The organism is Microcoleus sp. EPA2, assembly GCA_020882975.1.
In the GTDB taxonomy this organism is placed as follows: domain Bacteria; phylum Cyanobacteriota; class Cyanobacteriia; order Cyanobacteriales; family Microcoleaceae; genus Microcoleus.
Genome location: JAHRFD010000009.1, coordinates 46,875 through 64,770, shown reverse-complemented (window position 1 = coordinate 64,770; position 17,896 = coordinate 46,875). Strand labels below are relative to the sequence as shown.

General features: G+C 45.9%; 15 protein-coding genes. 11 read left to right on the top strand and 4 right to left on the bottom strand.

The features are described from left to right. The first annotated feature begins 203 nt into the window (after positions 1–203). The 9 genes from AAFP14_RS10820 (at position 204) to AAFP14_RS10780 (ending at position 5,105) form a co-directional block, all read left to right on the top strand. Positions 204–773, top strand: a complete 570-nt coding sequence (locus tag AAFP14_RS10820; RefSeq protein WP_341732266.1) for a Uma2 family endonuclease — start codon at positions 204–206, stop codon at positions 771–773. A gap of 73 nt (positions 774–846) precedes the next feature. Next, positions 847–1,437, top strand: a complete 591-nt coding sequence (locus AAFP14_RS10815) for a Uma2 family endonuclease (RefSeq protein ID WP_341732265.1) — start codon at positions 847–849, stop codon at positions 1,435–1,437. Positions 1,438–1,474: 37 nt separating this feature from the next. Beyond that, positions 1,475–1,705, top strand: a complete 231-nt coding sequence (locus AAFP14_RS10810) for a hypothetical protein (protein WP_341732264.1) — start codon at positions 1,475–1,477, stop codon at positions 1,703–1,705. 180 nt (positions 1,706–1,885) lie between these two features. Beyond that, entirely contained in the window at positions 1,886–3,280 is a 1,395-nt protein-coding gene (locus AAFP14_RS10805) for a hypothetical protein (RefSeq protein ID WP_341732263.1), read from the top strand. Positions 3,281–3,432: 152 nt separating this feature from the next. Beyond that, on the top strand, positions 3,433–3,810 hold the full coding sequence (locus AAFP14_RS10800) for a GIY-YIG nuclease family protein (protein ID WP_341732262.1): 378 nt from the start codon (positions 3,433–3,435) through the stop codon (positions 3,808–3,810). 5 nt (positions 3,811–3,815) lie between these two features. Continuing rightward, positions 3,816–4,022, top strand: coding sequence for a hypothetical protein (locus tag AAFP14_RS10795; protein WP_341732261.1), 207 nt, complete (start codon positions 3,816–3,818; stop codon positions 4,020–4,022). A 128-nt stretch (positions 4,023–4,150) separates the two neighbouring features. Next, on the top strand, positions 4,151–4,480 hold the full coding sequence (locus AAFP14_RS10790) for a DUF433 domain-containing protein (protein WP_341732260.1): 330 nt from the start codon (positions 4,151–4,153) through the stop codon (positions 4,478–4,480). Beyond that, positions 4,477–4,827: a DUF5615 family PIN-like protein gene (locus AAFP14_RS10785; RefSeq protein WP_341732259.1), complete on the top strand. Its 351-nt coding sequence runs from the start codon at positions 4,477–4,479 to the stop codon at positions 4,825–4,827. The genes AAFP14_RS10790 and AAFP14_RS10785 overlap by 4 nt, the downstream gene beginning before the upstream one ends. 83 nt (positions 4,828–4,910) lie before the next feature. After that, positions 4,911–5,105, top strand: a complete 195-nt coding sequence (locus AAFP14_RS10780; RefSeq protein ID WP_341732258.1) for a hypothetical protein — start codon at positions 4,911–4,913, stop codon at positions 5,103–5,105. Positions 5,106–5,131: 26 nt separating this feature from the next. On the opposite strand, the gene AAFP14_RS10775 is transcribed toward AAFP14_RS10780, so the two are convergent. From AAFP14_RS10775 to AAFP14_RS10765, 3 genes are all read right to left on the bottom strand, one after another. Next, positions 5,132–6,721, bottom strand: coding sequence for a PEP-CTERM sorting domain-containing protein (locus tag AAFP14_RS10775; RefSeq protein ID WP_341732257.1), 1,590 nt, complete (start codon positions 6,719–6,721; stop codon positions 5,132–5,134). A gap of 215 nt (positions 6,722–6,936) precedes the next feature. Beyond that, positions 6,937–9,810: a zinc-dependent metalloprotease gene (locus AAFP14_RS10770; protein WP_341732256.1), complete on the bottom strand. Its 2,874-nt coding sequence runs from the start codon at positions 9,808–9,810 to the stop codon at positions 6,937–6,939. Between the two features lie 158 nt (positions 9,811–9,968). Continuing rightward, a complete protein-coding gene (locus AAFP14_RS10765) occupies positions 9,969–13,493 on the bottom strand; it encodes a hypothetical protein (RefSeq protein WP_341732255.1) in 3,525 nt (1,174 codons plus the stop codon). 152 nt (positions 13,494–13,645) lie between these two features. On the opposite strand from AAFP14_RS10765, the gene AAFP14_RS10760 reads away from it, so the two are divergent. Both AAFP14_RS10760 and ppc read left to right on the top strand, forming a co-directional pair. Continuing rightward, positions 13,646–13,870, top strand: coding sequence for a hypothetical protein (locus tag AAFP14_RS10760; protein ID WP_341732254.1), 225 nt, complete (start codon positions 13,646–13,648; stop codon positions 13,868–13,870). A gap of 130 nt (positions 13,871–14,000) precedes the next feature. Continuing rightward, a complete protein-coding gene (ppc, locus tag AAFP14_RS10755; protein ID WP_341732253.1) occupies positions 14,001–17,105 on the top strand; it encodes a phosphoenolpyruvate carboxylase in 3,105 nt (1,034 codons plus the stop codon). Positions 17,106–17,227: 122 nt separating this feature from the next. Here the strand turns inward: ppc and AAFP14_RS10750 are convergent, their stop codons facing one another. Then, positions 17,228–17,896 (bottom strand): Uma2 family endonuclease, encoded by a 669-nt coding sequence (locus tag AAFP14_RS10750; protein ID WP_341732252.1) that lies wholly within the window; start codon positions 17,894–17,896, stop codon positions 17,228–17,230.

The following is a 17,896-nucleotide window of genomic DNA, read 5'->3' as shown; positions in this document are numbered from 1 at the left end:
CCCTAGCCCCCCTTAAGAAGGGGGGGACAAGAATCTTCTCAAAGTCCCCCTTCTTAAGGGGGATTTAGGGGGATCGAGATATGTGCAACTTCACATTAAATTGGTATTACACGAGTATGATGTTGTTGCCTTGGACGAACAAATAATACCTGATAGTGGTCGAAAATCGCTACAATTAAGCTATCAAATTTGCCTGTAATACCATGATTGCCATCCCCTCTGGATTTAGCACCGAAGAGTACCTTTCTCTGGAACATGACAATACAGTCCGCCATGAATATCAGCGCGGTTTAGTCTACGCAATGGCGGGAGGTAGCGACGATCATGATGAACTGTCGTTGAATCTCATTGAACTTTTGCGCGAGAAGGTTCGAGATAGTGGTTGCTCTGTGCGATCGGGTAATGTGAAGGTGAATTATAGGGATGCGTTTTTCTATTATCCCGATGCGTTTGTGACGTGCGATCCGCGAGATAAGAGCGATCGCTATGTGAAGCGCTATCCTAAGTTGATTGCTGAGGTGTTGTCCCCTTCGACGGAAAAGTTCGATCGGGGTGATAAGTTTGAGGATTATCGACAGTTGGAATCATTGGAAGAGTATGTTTTAATCTCGCAGGATGAGATGCGAGTTGAGTGTCGCCGTCGGGTGAAAGATGGGGCTGGGGAACGATGGGAAACGGTGGTTTATGGTGCGGGTGATTTAGTGATGTTACAGAGTATTGAGCTGGAAGTTGCGATCGCAGAATTATATCGCGGTGTGAATTTCGATCGATAAATAAAGTAAACTATAGACAAAGATTTCAGACAATACTCGCTACAATTAAAGTATCAAAATTGCCAGCCATACTATGATTGCTATCCCCTCTGGATTTAGCCCCGAAGAGTACCTTTCCATCGAACATGAGAATACTATCCGGCATGAATATCGGCGCGGTTTAGTCTACGCAATGGCGGGAGGTAGCGACGATCATAGCCGTCTTGGGATTAATTTTTTAACGGTTATTAATTTTCACCTGCGTGATGGGGACTGTCAGTTTTTTTCCGGTGACGTAAAGGTGAATTATGCGGGTGAGTTTTTCTATTATCCCGATGCCTTTGTGACGTGCGATCCGCGAGATAGGAGCGATCGCTATGTGAAGCGCTATCCTAAGTTGATTGCTGAGGTGCTTTCACCTGCAACGGAAAAGTTCGTTAGCGAAGCCCTCGAAGAGGATCGCACTGATAAGTTTGAGGATTATCGACAGTTGGAATCATTGGAAGAGTATGTTTTAATCTCGCAGGATGAGATGCGAGTTGAGTGTCGTCGTCGGGTGAAAGATGGGGCTGGGGAACGATGGGAAACGGTGGTTTATGGTGCGGGTGATATCGTGATGTTGCAGAGTATTGAGCTGGAAGTTGCGATCGCAGAATTATATCGCGGTGTGAATTTCGATCGATAAATGAAGTAAGCTAGAGATACAGGTTTCAAACAAAATCATGACTGAACTCCTTCAACAGGCGATCGCCCAAATCCAAAAACTCCCACCCGATCGGCAAGATGCGATCGCGGCTCGGTTTTTGGCAGAGTTGCAAGAGGAGCAAAAATGGGAAACTCGTTTTGCTGACACGACAGACGATCAATGGGATCAGATGGCTGCAATGGTACGTCAAGAGATTGCGGGAGGAGAAACGGTTCCACTTGATGAGGTTTTCCCAACACAAAAATGAAATCAAGTGTTACAAAGTCATTTCGCACGCGGCTAGAGAGTCTTCCTGCATCAGTTCAGGAACAAGCCGATAAAGCTTATGCCCTTTGGCAGGAATATCCTTATCATCCAAGTCTTCAGTTCAAGCGAGTCAGTCAGAAGCAACCGATTTATTCTGCTTATTTACAAGGAGTAATTAACTGTGATTCAAATAAATACGAAAAAATTGATATTTTTTTTTACGTTGATAGCTTTATCTGCTTCTTCAATCTTGATTGCTCCTTCGTTAACAAAAGCGATGGCTAATGAACTGTTCACTATACATTCACTATCCGAAATAGTAGCGCAAGCTCCTCCTATTCCGACATCTTCTTCTCAAGTCAAACCTTCTCCAAAGCCGTCACCTGAGTCACCTGGAGCAATTAGCTCTCCCAATATATCCATAAACTCTCGATTCTATTCACAGCAAGATTTTTGGGCTAAAGTAGCTATCGCTGTAGTATCTGCGATAGCTACTTTAGCCGCAAACTATACATTGCAAGTCCTTAAAAAGAAGGATGAACCAAAACATCAGCTCTCTCATTACACCTCCATAAAAAAAGGTATTGTTGAGGTTGAGAAGGATTTTCAAGAAAAAATCAGTATACTTTACAACGATCAAAAAATTGCAAACGATTCTTATTATGTTGTTTGTGAGGTTAAAAACACTGGAAGCCTTGCTATTAAAGATGAATACATCAGATTTGATTTTTCTAAGGGAACTAAATTTATAGATGTTTTTACTCCCGATGTCAAGAAAGAAATGGGGGTTGAGGAATTAAAAAATGATCCAAGTTTTAAATTGGAAAATCATGAAAAAAGATATAAGATTTCGTCCCTTAAGAAATGTGAAAAAATAATCTTTAGATTCGTTGTAGTTCCTACTGAAGGTGAAAGCCTAACTATGACTCCTCATAATACAAACGGAGAAGTTGAGTTTATTCTTGGCTCATTAAAAGAGGTTGAAGATGAAAGATATAAGTTAACAAAATTTATAACTTTATGTTTGATTTTTATCATAGTACCACCAGTATTTGATGCGATTCCGTTCTTTGGTAGTATAGTAGCTTTATCGGCAAGACTTTCAATTCTCTTCTTGATATATCCATTCATTGATCCAATTTCAAAAATAGTAGCACAGGCTGTATTAAGAAGAGCCTATAAAACTGAAGATCTAGTTAAAGAATTTGTTACTGTAAGCGGTTCTGATAATAATGTAATATATCTGTCAGGACATCATCAAACGGATATTATCTCTATTGGTAAGGAACCTGAGTTAGGGATTAAAGAACAAGAAAGCATAAAAGACTTGTTATCCCAACTAATCGATGCAATTGATTTAGATGTAAACTTGTCTTTAGCTGACAAAAATGAGGCATTGGAACAGGTACAAATTTTATCTAATGCTGTAAATATTCATAATGCACAAAAGCAATCTTCAGCAAGAGCTGCTTTTAAAACTTTAAAAGCAATTATGGCAAGCCTGCCAAGTGGAAGTCGTTTGGTTGAGTCCGGCAATAAGCTTATGCCCCTCATTGCTCAAATACTTGGGGTTTAAAAATTCTGTAGAAGACATGGTTCAAGTGGTCTGAGAGATTAGAAGCATCGCTCTCAATACCTTACAATGATCGCCCACACCAGTCTTGTTATCATTACAATCAACAGAATTTGTGGGAACATGATTTCTGTGCAATTAGCCTTCTTGCTTCCATGCCAACAAACGATTCTGAACTGCAAGCCCAAGCGCGGAGAATTGTAGATGCGATCGCCTTCACTCCTTTCGAGCAATGTCAACCCTTGACCCGTGAGTTTGATAAGATTCCTGCTCGCCCTGGCATCTATGCAGTCAGGCACATAACTGACGGATTACTTTACATCGGTAAAACCAAGAGCCTACGAGGACGCTTCAGCGGCGGGCACAAGGCTTTTTTATGGGCGTGGCTCGATAAGTACAATGACGAGGATGTGCGGATTGCAATGCAATTAATCTCTCACTGTGAAAACCCTGCGTTACTATTGGAACTAGAAGCCATCATTCTAAGAGCCACTGAACCTCCGTACAACGTTCAAATTCCAACCCAAAGGTGAATGCCATGCAAGCCAAACTTCAAGAACAACTTTCTCCTGCTGATGCCGAAGTTATTTTGGGACGTTTGCCAGAACGAATTCAAGCGGCTCTGATTGCGCGTGCTGCGGAAATTGAATATCCGATCGCAGCGGTGATCGAAATGGCGATCGCCAGTTTTCTCGACACAGAAGCATTAGGTTTCGTAGATTGCAAACCAGGACGCGGACAGTAACACCGAGAAGCGGAGGTTTTGTCAATTAATAAGCGATCGCTCTCTTGGTTTTTCGTCGATCGCAATTTCACTCCCGACGAACTAGAGCGAATCCGTCTATAATAAGTAGTTAAAATCCCAAAATATGTATGCCAGTTGTAGCAGTTAAAACTTATATAGAGTATCGCAGCGATGCCTATTGGGTTGAAGGAACTCGGATTTCTCTTGACTCGATCGCCTATGCTTTCCAACAAGGACTATCGCCCGAAAGTATTGTTCAGTCATTCCCACTACTGACACTGGAACAGGTTTATGGGGCGATCGCCTTTTATCTAGCCAACCGCGCTGAAATCGACGCTTACTTAGCCGCCGAAGAAGCCGCATTTGATGCCATGCCTCAACCTCTACAAACTAGCGATCCAGCTTTGTACAATAGACTAATGACAGCTAAAGCAGCAAGAAAGCAGGTGCGATCGTGAATGTGCGCTATCAAGCTGATGCGGACTTGAATCAGGCGATCGTCACAGGATTACTGCGACGAGAATCTACAATCGACTTTCAAACTGCTTTTGCTGCTGGGTTAGAAGGCATTAAAGATTTAGATGTCCTGGTAATAGCAGCACAGCAAAGACGTGTTCTTGTCAGCCACGATCGCAAAACAATGCCATCCGAATTTGCTGAGTTCATTACTACAAATCAAAGTGCTGGAGTCATTATTATTTCCCAAAAAATACCCATGGAAGTTGTCATCGAAGAACTACTCTTGATTTGGGCAGCGTCTAGTGCAGAGGAATGGGTCGATCGTATTGCTAAGCTACCCCTCTGATGCAAACTAAAATGGAGATCGATCGAAAGCGTTAAGCTAAAAACAGACAACAGAGAGCCAACCTACGCAAAAGGTTAATATCAATGGTTGCGATCGCCCAAAAAACCCTTTCCTTCGAGGAATTTCTTAACTGGGATGACAAATCCGGCAGGTCATTTGAGCTAGTCAATGGAGTTGCCATGCCCCTGAGTGAACCCACAGCCAAACATGAGGATGTCGTTGATGGTTATCGCACTTGTTGTTTGCGAGCGATCGATTATTCAGCAAAACCTAATTAAATATAATCGATCGCCCGCACAAGAGATTACTTGACTTGCACTTTTCGATGGCTGCGTTTGCGTTTCCACAACATACCACCAAAAACCGCAGCCGCAGTTACTATCCCCCCGATTTCCGAAGGTTCTGGAACAGCTTCAGCACCATCCATCGCCCGCATTTTAAAAGAGAAATTATCGTGGTTTGATTCTAACTTAATCGGAAACGCTAGGGGATTTGTCGGATCGATTAGCGCATCAATGCCCGTAACGTTAAACTCGGAAACGCCGTAACCGAGTAAGGCAACAAAATCAACCACTTCATTCGGGCGAAACTTACCGATTTCTTGACCGCCAACTATTACAGAAAATAGTTCGTCAGCATCAATTCCACTGGGCAAACTGAGAATTTTTGTAAATAGCGATGGTTCGGTTGGGTTGGGATTAAATGCGATCGGACTTGACCCCCCAACCTCGCCGATTTTGAACGCAAAACCCGCCGAGGTTGGCGGATCAAACCACAGGCGACTTGTGACATTATTAAAAATATGCCAACCATCCTCAAAATTATCAGGTAATACAGGATTGCGCTGAGAACTACCGCTGACGGGATTGAGCAGAAAAGCATGATTTGCACCAGTCTTGCTGTTAATCCCTTGACCGACAATTTGACCGCGATCGTTAATGCCGTTGATTTGCTGTAAAAACCACCCAGAATCAGCAGGAATCAGGCTGTTAAGGTTAGCCATTTCGCCGTCTTCCCAGATTAAACCGTGACTTAGGCTGCCATTGACACTGGTGTTACCAAAACCGACTGCTTGTCCTTTATTATTAATTGCCACCCCGTAATTGACATTGCCACCGAGAGTTTTGAGTTCAGTAAGTTTACCGTTTGACCAGATAACAGGTTTACTTTGCTGAGTGTTTTTATTAGCAGAATAGCCGATCGCCTGTCCCAGATCGTTGATATCGTAAGCAATGCTGTCGTTGTCTCCTTCCAGAGTTCCCAAGTCCCTCATCGTGCCGTTTTCCCACAGGAAAGCATGAGTTATCCCGAAAACAAGACCGGAATAACCAACTACTTGCCCTCTGTTATTGATACTCATAGCCCCGCCATTGAAACCAAGAGTACCCAGATCGGTCATCGTACCGTTTTGCCATAAAAAGGGGTTAAATTTATCTTGGGCAATGTTAAACTTACCAACTATTTGCCCAGCTTCATTGATGTCACTAGCGCTACTGCTAATGCCACCAAAATAACCGAGGTCTGTCCTTTGACCGTTTTCCCACAAATAGGCATTATCCGTCCAATTTTCGCTGAGATAGCGGCCCACAACTTGACCGGAAGTGTTGATTTGGTAAGCCCAAGTGCTGTTGGTAACTTCAGTCAATTGACCGTTTTCCCAAATCCAACCCACACCATTTTTACCCATTACCACTTGTCCGAAATTGTTGATACTGTAAGTGTTGCCGGGGCCGAGATCGGTAATGGTATAGGAAGCGAAACCTGTATGGAGACTGGCGGCGCTGACTGGTTCAACTGGGGTAAATCCCAATAAAGTCAAAGCAGTCAGCGACAGACAACTTTGAACAAACCCGCTAGAGGAAGTTTGTTCAAACATTTTTTTGAATTTTTTCACATATACCTCAGAGTGGATAGTTGGGTTGGGGTTGCTTTTTGGCATCCTAGAGAACGAGCTCACTATATGTCTATCAGGGTGTCGTTGGAGATTTTATGCGCTGACACACCAATTTGTTACAAAACTTTACCAAAACTTACGCCTCGCCGTCCAGAAACCGAGTTGGGAGTTGAAGATAACCTACACTGATAAGTGGGGAAAGTAATCACATCCCATTAATTCGACTGAATCTGTGCGTTCAAAACTTTAGAAATGCGATCGCGCGTTTCCTCCAAATGAGCCCGCATATAAGCATCCGCATTCCGATCCAAACTCCGAATAGTCTTACTCAAACCCTCCCGCAACTGCCGCAACTCGTACCAAGCCAAAGTCCGCGCATCTTCAGGAACACTCGTTTTTCGCAACACCATACCGATCAAAATTGCCAAATGTTCCCGCTGCAAAGAACGCCTAAAAGTCGAAATCTCCATTTGTTTATTCTTCGGATGGAAAACTTCTTGCCAAATATCCTGTTGTAAAGTATCGAACACTTCCGGCAACTTCAGAGCACTTTCCGGTGCCGATTTTAACTCCGAATCCCGCAGTCTCACCAGCCGCTCAGGAGAGAGCAAAACCCGCAATACAAACCGCTGCAAAAAAGTAATGCGATCGCCAATGGGATAATCTAAAGGAAATACCAAAGCCGGACTTCCCCAGTGATTCCAACGAGAAGGCGCTAATTTATTCAGCAACTGGGGCGCAAAACTAAACGCATCCGGTGCAAAAACGTATTTATCCAGGGTTGCTAATGCTTCTCGCTGCTGAGCAAGTGCGATCGGCACAAAGGGCAATTTCCCCTTCGGATCGCCAGGGCGACTTCGATTAAACGACTCTCCCCCCACATACAAAGTAGCATTCATTACCTGCTGAAAATAATATCCAAACACCGAATCAAACATCACCCGCAGCTCATTGTAACCATCATCCCCAACCGGAATTCTGCTTTCCAAACGCTTCCACATCACCCTAGCATTCTCCAATTGCAACTGGGAATAAGCGAGCATATTGGCACTAAGATCGAAAGTATTAGCAGCCGGATCGAGAATATCAACAGCATCTTCATCCGGCGCATAAGCTAATTGCGGTTCCGCAGCACGGCTGGCAATTTCCTGTAACATTGGCAATTCGCTACTGGGATTGACAGCACCAAGCACCTTGTAACCATACTCGATCGCCCAATCATCATAAGGCCCCACAATCATGGGATAGTAATCGCCCTGTACAGTTCCCGGTGCAGCCAAATTAATCGGCACATAATCCATCACCGACGCCACCAAACCTTGAGTGCGAGTTAACTGAGTATTGTTCAACTCCTCCGGTTGCAGCATCGTACTACCATGAAAATTGTGCCTCAAACCCAAAGTGTGACCGACTTCGTGAGCCGTCAAAAATCGGATATATTGATTCACATAATCCTCAATTTCCGAACTATTAGGTGTCCCGTTCCCCAACAGAGACATGGACATTGCACCCATGGCAAATTGTTGGCTGGATTCCAACCCAAAGCACAAATCCGAATCGGACATTAACCGCGACACAGGCGATCGCTTTTGCTGTTGGTATCTTTCCACCAAATTTGGTAAATCATCAACCAATTCACCCGCAGAGTTTTCTTTTTTTGCAGTATCTAAATTATCATTTCCTAGCACTCTCAAATAGCGAGAATACATCCCGAACTGACAAGGATTTGTGTTAGAGCCATTTTGTCCTTGAAAACTCTTAGCCACCGAGCGATTTTGTTGCACCAAAGACCGATAGCCCTGTTTAATTTGCCTGACAATATTAGCATCTAACAAAATATCCGCATCCAAAATTTCCCCAGTCAGCGGGTTAGTGCGAGAGGGGCCCAGACCCGCAAATTCTGGCTCGAAGGAACTGGACCAGCGAATAGTATTGTAGCGAACATCAGCCGGGTCCCATTTGGCATTGTCCGGCATCTGTTTGACTTGAATTGCGTCACTGAATCCCGCCTTTTCAAAAGCCTTATTCCATTCCAAAATGCCCTCACGGATAGCGTTGCGGTATTCCAGAGGTACATTGTTTTCAATCCAAAAGACGATCGGCTGCACTGGCGGTGAAATCGGAGCAGTGGGAATTTGTTTTTGCAAATGCCAGCGATTGATATAGCGTATAAAAGGCTCCCGGCTGGTATTGTCAGAAAAGTCTTTATATGCTGTGATAAAATAACCAACTCTTTCGTCAGCTAATCTGGGGCGATAGCCGTTGTTTAATGGCACTTCTGAGAAACTGTAGTGAATGCGAAGATTGAAAGCTCGACTGTCAGGAATTGAGGGTAAATAGTTGACGGAACTGTCATTATCGCTGGAAAAACCGTAGACAGAAGTAATCTCTACATTTAAGGGAAAGGCTTTCACTTCCTTAAAGTAAGATTTCTCACTATCTAGTGAATAAGATGCACCTAAAATTATCGGTAAAAATGATTTTATACCTGGCAAGTCACGCTTTTCGCTCATCAGCAAATCACCCAAGTCTATCAGTAGAGTTTGTCTTTTGGGATGAATGCTTTTGAGGGGTAAAGAATACAGGATAGACTCGCTAAATGCTCGTTCTACGGAACCTGTTTGTGGATCGCCAGGACTGGTACGAAAGTTGATATTGGGAATTACAAATTGTACGTTGTTTTGGATTTTTCGCAGTTGAAATAAGAAGTCTCCGAAGGGAAGTCCACTCAAAATGCCTGCTTCTCCTAAGCCGGAAGCTAGGGTTACAAAGCACAGGAATTTTTTATTTAGTTGTTCGGGCTTAATTTCTAGATAGACTTTATCTGTGGTTTTGTTGGTATACAGGGTAAACATTCCTTCGGATTTTTGGGTGTCTTTGATGACTTCATCGAAGGGTTGCAAGGATGGTTCGCTATTTTGTTCTTTTCCTGGCCCTGGTGCTGATAGGGAATAGGGTAAAAATAAACCTTGATATAAACTGAATAGGAAAAATGCTAGGGATAGTATAAAAAATATCAAAGGCCTATTTTTTCGGGTATTTTTAGGTGGTGGATTTGTGCTGTTTTTAGTAGATGTCAGATTTTTCATGTTTATTATTGAAGGAAGAAGGAAGAAGGAAGAAGGAAGAAGGAAGAAGAACCCCCCCCAAGGGGGGAAATTCAGGGAGAAGAAATCAGGGAGATGTCACCCCCCCCTGTGCCCCCCAAGGGGAGTTCTTTTTTCTTCTTCCTTCCTGATTGTATAAACTACTTTTTAACAGGCCAAGGAATCATTGGATCTTGAGCTAATTGTTTAGAAACGGCGCTCGCCCCGTAGCGGTTGAGGTGGCTAGGATCGGAAAAAAATTCCCGTGCCTGCGGCCATAATAAACTATTATCTCGGAAAATTAATCCTGTTTGAGCTGCTAACTGTTGCATATGTTGTCGGAATTCCTGTTCGTAAGCTGTCCGCACGGGGTCTAAGTAATCTTCGGTTAAAGGCATATTCACAAACACCAGATTGATGTTGCGAACTTTGGTAAATTCGATTATATTTTTGAGTGCTACAGTTTGTTCGCCGATTAATTTAAAGTCTTGATAGTCAGAGTCGTAATACCCGGATACTCTGGCGTGTTTTTCAAAGTAAGTATCGGGATTGAAACGGACATCGATCGGCAAAAAGCCGTTTGGTTTAAAATCGCTGATTTCTTTGGGCTCAACAGGAGTTGGCTGGGGGTTTTGGGCTGTTTGGTTGGAGGCTGTCTCGGTTTGGTTGCTCTTGATTAAGGCTTCTGTCGATGGATTCACTAGCGATCGCAAAAAGTCCTTGAGTCGATCGCGCTTTTTGTAAGTTGCAGAAGTCTCCACCAACTTTTGATTAACCAATTGCTGAACATTAGCTTGACTCTGCTCGAAATTGTGAGCCAATGCAGCGACAACCGCCAGGGGATTCTGCGTCACTTCCTTGGATACTTCCGTTTCTAATTGATTAGTGCGGATCAGAAAACTACCACGGGCTAATTGTCTGTAGCCCTCAGAAGAAGCGATCGCACTAAAAGTCAAATCTGGCCTACCACTATTTAAAGCCCTAGCCCCATCGGCTAAAACCAGCAATTTCGGCAATTGTTGTGGTGGCAAAATCCGGCGGACGATCGAATCTACAACCTGAAGAGTCGCCCCATTCACCCCAAAATTGTAAGCTTTGAGCCCCGGATAGCCCCCAGCGGCCAAAGCAGTTTCCAGCACTCCCGGATCGATGCCCCGCAGCGCTCTGGAACTGCCCACAATTAAGATATCCGGCGGTCTTTTCTGCTGACGGATGTACTCTTGATATCGAGCTATTTGAGCGTCAAGCTGCTCGCTCCTCAAAGTCGGATAAACCGTTGCAGCAGGAGCCTCAGCTACAGGAACCGTGATCTTTCCTGGCTTGGTAAACCCAGAACCATTGAAAGCCTCTTCTCCATTCGCCAAGGGAGAGGGTTGCAAGGGTATTTGAGGCAAATTCACCTCCTGAGACTGGGGAGCCACTGGTGATTCTGGACTCACCACAGGGGCTTTAACGTCGCTCTCAGGCTTGGCACTTGAATTTTGACAATTGTCGTCGCTGCACGCCAAAGTAGCCCTAGGAGCTGCACTGACCGTCGTATATTTCACAAATTGACCAAGTAACCAATCGCTATTGAAAGTCAACAGACAGCCAGCGATCGCCCAAACCAAAGCAATACCCACGGCGCGATCGGATCTGACACTCGTAGAACCCGCCACAGAAGTTGACAAACCATCATTGGGAACAAATAAACCGGAAGCCACAAGGGGCTGTACCAAAGCTGGAACTAATCGCTCCCCTAGGTTGTAGCCTGGGAGTCGGATTTGGAAGCCCCGATGCCAGCCAGAGGGTTTGGCATCCCCAGGAAACACTAAATTTTCCCCCAAACTGGAAAAAGTCCCATCGGTGGCTGATGTGGCGAACTCCGGCACCGGCTCTTTTTCAAACACCGCCAGTTGGGAGTCTACGGAGGCTACGGGCGCTGATTCCTGGCTAGTCGCCGTTGTGAGATTGAGTCCGTAACGCCATAGAGGTATTTTTTGGCCCGCGCGACGCCCGTAGACTCGCACTCCTGCTACTCCGGGAATTTTTAACTCCCGCAAGAACTTCACGACTGGTGGGCCCACCTGGGACTGAGAAGGGCAAGTTAGAGCTTCGGTCATGATGTGGAGTACGTCGTCTTTTTGGAGTACGACAGCCCGGATACCGCCTGTTTCTAACTTGCGTTTGAGATTGGGGTTGAGCAACCTGTTTAATAAAAAAGTCAGGGCCGAGCGATCGCCCTCGGCTGCTAAAGTTCTGGGGCTGGGAGCCAAGTCTGGATGATGGGCCGCCGGCAAGTCCACCCAGTCTATCCACCCTGGGGAATCTGGCTGGGCTTTGCTATCGCTGACTGCTTTAACGCCGTAGAGAGTGGCTCCATGAATGCCCTGGGGCGCGAAGGAGGCAAGCATGGGGGCGATCGCGTCGGCTGTTTGCTGTTTGTCTGGGTAGGCTGGTGCTTTCTGCTTTTGCCCTTTGCTGGCTGCCTTGCTACAAAACAGGTGTAGGGTTGATTCTTTGAGGGTTGCTCGCACTTCCACTTGCGATGGTGCCAAGTGTAGGTTTAACAGTTTGGCGATCGACTGGACATCTCCCCAGCGAGCCCAGGCTTTGAGAATTTTGTCCGGTGGTGTTAAGTCTACCCGCAGCATCCAGTCTGGCTTGGCTTCGCCGCTGACTTGGCTGACAATTACCGCATCTCGAAAATTTTCTAGTTTGAGCTTCCGCAGCCTGCCGGCTATGGGTGCTGCTAGCAAGGATGGATCGGGGCTATATCCTGATTCGCACAGCACCAGCAGTCGCCTGTCAATGGTTTTGAGATGTTCCCGTGTTTGGGAATCATCGGTTTCGGGGCTGTCTGGGAGTTCTTTTTCGCGGATGCTAACTTTCACTGAAACTCCCATTGGTCCTAGGATTTCGCTCAAATAACTGGCGATCGCCTCTGGATAGCCCCGCTTCGCCAAACTTTCCACCGGCAGTGTCAGCGTTGATGTCTTGGCGGTGTCGCCGATCGCTGGTTGGGGGGATTGAATCAGGGCTACTGCGCCACGGTTCTCTTGCTGCTGGGTTGTTTCATGTCCATGTACTGCCACGGGGGGACTGAAACTAGAACTGGCTGAAGTGTCGATCGTCACAGGAGCCGTTTCAAACAGTTCTCGGTATTCTATCCCGGAGGCTTGGGCTGGAGTTTCCGCATCAAATTCGAGTTCTTCCCGCAACTGTGGGGCGCTGGTGGGGGGTGCGACAGGATTGGAGATTTGTTTGAGTTTGCGGTTTTGATTGCGGAATTTCCCGAAAAATCCTCCTTTTGGAGCCTCTGTGGGGGGTTCGTCGGGGGGAATTGTCGGTGCTGGTTGTTCCGCAACGGTGGAGTCATTTTCCGGTTTTTGGGGGCTGCTGCAATCGAGCCTGACTGTCCAATCATTTTGGCGGGAACCGAGTTTGCGCCCGCACAGAAATAATTGGTAAATTTTGGGTCGATCGGGCCCTAGGAGTCGAGTGAAATCCGTTTGGGCGATCGCCGATGTGAATCTTGCCGTCACCAATTCCTGGGACGGACAGAGCGCTGCTTCGCACAAAATGTGCAAATGATTGCCTCGCAACCGCACTTGTAACTGAACTTCGGGAAGCCCCAAAGCTGCTTGCGCCCACTGCGACGCGGCCGATCGATTATCTGCCAATATACTCCCGTTCGCATTCAACATGGGACTACTAATTTGAGATTTCTGATTGTAGATTTTAGATTAAATAATTCAATAACTGAATAATTGTCTCCAGGAAGAAGACAGCCAGCTACTATATTTACAGTATTTTGTTAAGTTGTAAACTGGGGTAACAGAAAACTCAGGAGGGACTTATGCCGTCGGAAAACCGAGATTTATCAAAAACACAAACACTTCAAGGTCAAAATTGTCTAATTCCGTCTGATGTTGTCTTGAGCTTGGTGACATTGCCACTGCTTGGTGGTTTGCTCGTTGCTAAGGCTACAGCAGAGTTTGTTAGCTCCCTCGGCGTTGAAAGCGAAGAAGTGTTTCGGGGCTCTCGCCTCCCCCAGCTTAACTTTCCCTACGCCAAGGAGTAGAAAGCTCAGAGGGCCCATGCTCCCTAAGTAAAATCAAGTTGTCTCGTATTTGACCGCAAAAAAAAGTGTTTTCGGTAAGACTAAACCATACAATTTTTTAGACACCCGCAGCTATTGAGGAACAGCCCCGATGAGTTCACTCCTCCAGTCTTCAGAACAGGCTATTAATTCCACATCTATTTCCCCTTCTCTTCCCCACTCAAAATCAGACCTGTTTCTACGTAATCGCCTCAAAATAGTAGAGGACCTGTGGAAATCGGTGCTGCGACAAGAGTGCGGTCAGGAATTGGTAGACTTGTTAGGCCAAATGCGATCGGTGAATTCCGCTGAGGGACAAGCCACTCACTTTAGCGAATCCAACGTTTTGCAGCTCATTGAAAAGCTAGACCTCAACGCCGCTATTCGCGCGGCTAGGGCTTTTGCACTTTATTTTCAGTTAATCAATATTGTCGAACAGCACTACGAACAGCGAGACCAACAGCTAGCTTACTTCGGTAGCAACGGTGCTGGGGAACGGATGTTTTCTAAGTTGCCGGGAAACGCTATGGATGCGCCCGATCGCCCGCGACACCGAGAAGGCCCGTCTCCAAAAACTCCCGGCCCTATGGAAACCGAGATGGTGACCAAAGACGCAGGCACTTTTCACCAACTGTTCCCGATGCTGCTGCGCTTGAACGTGCCTAGCCAGCAAATTCAGCGCTTGATCGATCAGTTAGACATCCGCTTGGTATTTACAGCCCACCCGACGGAAATTGTCCGCAACACGATCCGCACCAAGCAGCGACGGATGGCGAAGATTCTGCAACAGTTAGACCAAGTTGATGAGAAATTTCCGCTGGTGGGGACAGACTCTGAAAGTCCCTACGCTGTGTCTTCTTGGGAAGCTTGCGCTCTGCAAGAGCAATTGATGGAAGAAATTCGCCTGTGGTGGCGCACTGACGAGCTGCACCAGTTTAAGCCGACTGTGCTTGACGAGGTGGAATACACTTTGCACTACTTCGATGAAGTGCTGTTTGATGCGATTCCCGAACTCTATCACCGGCTCAAACAAGCTCTACACGCTTCTTTCCCTTACCTGAAACCACCGAGTTACAACTTTTGCAAGTTTGGTTCTTGGGTGGGTTCCGACAGAGATGGGAATCCTTCTGTGACTCCAAAAGTTACTTGGCAAACCGCTTGCTATCAGCGCCATTTGGTGCTGTGTAAGTACATCAATGCCGTCAAGCGCCTCAACGAGCTGTTGAGTTTGTCGCTACACTGGAGCGACGTATTGCCGGAATTACTCGAATCTCTCGATCGCGACAAATCGGAATTCCCGGAAGTTTACGAACAGTGGGCGATTCGTTACCGCCAAGAACCCTATCGACTGAAGCTGGCTTACGTGCTTCAACGACTGGAAAATACGCGCGATCGTAATTGGCGACTCTACAAAGGAGACGAGTTGCAGCGGGAACGGGAAGCTTTGTCAGGAAATGCTGCTATGACCCGTCTTTATCGATCGGGATCTGAATTTTTGGCGGAGTTGCAGCTAATCCAGCACAATTTGGTCGAAACAGGTTTGAGTTGCCGAGACTTGGAAAATCTGCTTTGTCAAGTAGAAATTTACGGATTTAATTTGGCTTATCTAGATATCCGCCAAGAGTCCACAGTACACTCCGACGCTTTGAACGAAATTGCTGAATACCTGCAAATTTTGCCAAAGCCCTACAATCAAATGACGGAATCGGAGCGAACTATTTGGCTCGCAACTGAACTGCAAACTCGTCGCCCTTTAATTCCTGCAGAATTACCATTTTCTCCCAAAACTTGCGAGACAATTAATACCTTCCGAGTTTTGCGGCAAATGCACCAGGAGTTTGGGCCGGAAATTTGCGAAACTTACGTGATCAGCATGAGTCACGATGTCAGCGATCTGCTAGCAGTCTTACTATTAGCAAAAGAAGCCGGAATCTACGATCCAGCAACAGGAATTAGCAGCGTTCAAGTAGTACCTCTGTTTGAAACAGTGGAAGATTTGAAAAAAGCACCGATCGTGATGCAGCAGGTATTTGCACTACCACTTTATCGCGCTTTACTAGCTGGAGGTTACGCTGCTGCCAAGGCTCAGCAACTGTCCGATTGTTCCCATGCTGTTTCCTTGCAAGAGGTGATGCTGGGCTATTCAGATAGCAATAAAGATTCGGGTTTCCTCAGCAGCAATTGGGAAATTCAGAAAGCTCAAAAAGCTTTACAAATAGTTGCTGAAAACTACGGTGTGGAATTGCGAATTTTTCACGGGCGGGGCGGTTCTGTAGGCCGTGGTGGCGGACCTGCTTATAAGGCAATTTTGGCTCAACCCGGAAAGAGTATTAGCGGGCGAATTAAGATTACCGAACAAGGGGAGGTTTTAGCTTCTAAGTATTCTTTGCCAGAGTTAGCACTTTACAATTTGGAAACTGTGGCGGCAGCAGTGATTCAAGCTAGTTTGCTGCACACAGGTTTCGATGGCATCGACCCTTGGAATCAGATTATGGAGGAGTTGTCTGCCAAATCGCGATCGCACTACCGTAACTTAATCTACGAACAGCCAGATTTAGTTGATTTCTTCCACCATGTTACCCCGATTCAAGAAATCAGTCAGTTACAAATTAGTTCTCGTCCAGCCCGTCGTGGCGGCAAGAAAGATATCAGCGGTTTGCGGGCAATTCCGTGGGTATTTAGCTGGACTCAAAGCCGCTTTTTGCTCCCTTCCTGGTACGGTGTGGGTACGGCTCTACAAGAATTTTTGCTAGAGGAACCGGAAGAACATTTGAAACTTTTGCAGTATTTTTACTTGAAATGGCCATTTTTTAGAATGGTGATTTCTAAGGTGGAAATGACTTTATCCAAAGTAGATTTGCAGATTGCCGAACACTACGTCCGAGAGTTATCTCTTCCCGACGATAGAGCACGTTTTCAGACTTTGTTTGAACAAATTTCTTGCGAATATCACCTGATTCGGGATTTGGTTTTAACTATTACCGGACACCAACGTTTGTTGGACGAAGATCCAGCATTGCAGCGTTCCGTGCAGTTGCGAAATGCCACAATTGTACCTTTGGGTTTATTGCAAGTTTCACTGCTGAAACGCTTGCGGCAACATGGTAGTGGTGCTGTGCCGGGGGTAATTCACTCGCGTTACAGCAAAGGTGAATTGTTGCGGGGAGCTCTGTTGACGATTAATGGTATTGCTGCGGGGATGCGGAATACCGGTTGATGATTGGGTAGGGAAACGGCAATGCCGTGTCCTCTATCATGTCTTAAAGGAGACGGCAATGCCGTTTCCCTACAGGATTATTTTGGGTAGGGACACGGCAATGCCGTGTCCTCTATCATGTCTTAAAGCTGAGTTGGATCGATACCCAATTCTTTCAGTTTTGCCGCCATGCGATCGCGCTGTTGTTCCAGTTCATCCCGCTGTTCCATTAACTCTACATAAGACAAAAAGCGCTTTCCATCGGGACGAATCACCTCTAATTCTGGTTCGGAAAACACAAATCTGACTCCTAGACGTGGACTTACCCACCCATCCAAGGATTCAATGACAATTAGTCCTGTTTCGTCTCTTTGCCATCCAGTTAAATCGTTACGTTCTGGATCGTAAAGGTAATATTCTTCTACACCAAAGCGGCTATAAAACTGCAACTTCAGTGCCATTTCCGATAAAGTATTTCCGGGGGACAAAATCTCAAAAACGACTTGTGGAGCAATATTATCTTCCAGCCATTGCTGGTAAGACCCTCGATATCCCTTGGGTCTGCCAAATACCACCATAGCATCAGGGGCGCGCCTCGTCTTATTGTCGCCTTCCACGGGATACCAGAGTAAATCCCCAGCTACAAATACAGTGGGATTATCTTTAAATAAGGCTTCGCACCCTTCTTTGAGTTTGACAATCCAAGCAAATTGGAGGGTGTTATCTGACATAGGCTGTCCATCGCTGTCTGGATACAGGACTTTTTCTGGTTGTTTAGTTGGCAGTGGCTGAGTTTGTAGTTGAGGAGTCAT

Coding starts and splice junctions, on each gene's coding strand:
- AAFP14_RS10750 (WP_341732252.1), bottom strand. CDS start 17,896: ATGACTCCTCAACTACAAACTCAGCCACTGCCAACTAAACAACCAGAA.
- AAFP14_RS10820 (WP_341732266.1), top strand. CDS start 204: ATGATTGCCATCCCCTCTGGATTTAGCACCGAAGAGTACCTTTCTCTG.
- AAFP14_RS10790 (WP_341732260.1), top strand. CDS start 4,151: ATGCCAGTTGTAGCAGTTAAAACTTATATAGAGTATCGCAGCGATGCC.
- AAFP14_RS10765 (WP_341732255.1), bottom strand. CDS start 13,493: ATGTTGAATGCGAACGGGAGTATATTGGCAGATAATCGATCGGCCGCG.
- AAFP14_RS10770 (WP_341732256.1), bottom strand. CDS start 9,810: ATGAAAAATCTGACATCTACTAAAAACAGCACAAATCCACCACCTAAA.
- AAFP14_RS10795 (WP_341732261.1), top strand. CDS start 3,816: ATGCAAGCCAAACTTCAAGAACAACTTTCTCCTGCTGATGCCGAAGTT.
- AAFP14_RS10800 (WP_341732262.1), top strand. CDS start 3,433: ATGCCAACAAACGATTCTGAACTGCAAGCCCAAGCGCGGAGAATTGTA.
- AAFP14_RS10780 (WP_341732258.1), top strand. CDS start 4,911: ATGGTTGCGATCGCCCAAAAAACCCTTTCCTTCGAGGAATTTCTTAAC.
- AAFP14_RS10760 (WP_341732254.1), top strand. CDS start 13,646: ATGCCGTCGGAAAACCGAGATTTATCAAAAACACAAACACTTCAAGGT.
- AAFP14_RS10815 (WP_341732265.1), top strand. CDS start 847: ATGATTGCTATCCCCTCTGGATTTAGCCCCGAAGAGTACCTTTCCATC.
- ppc (WP_341732253.1), top strand. CDS start 14,001: ATGAGTTCACTCCTCCAGTCTTCAGAACAGGCTATTAATTCCACATCT.
- AAFP14_RS10810 (WP_341732264.1), top strand. CDS start 1,475: ATGACTGAACTCCTTCAACAGGCGATCGCCCAAATCCAAAAACTCCCA.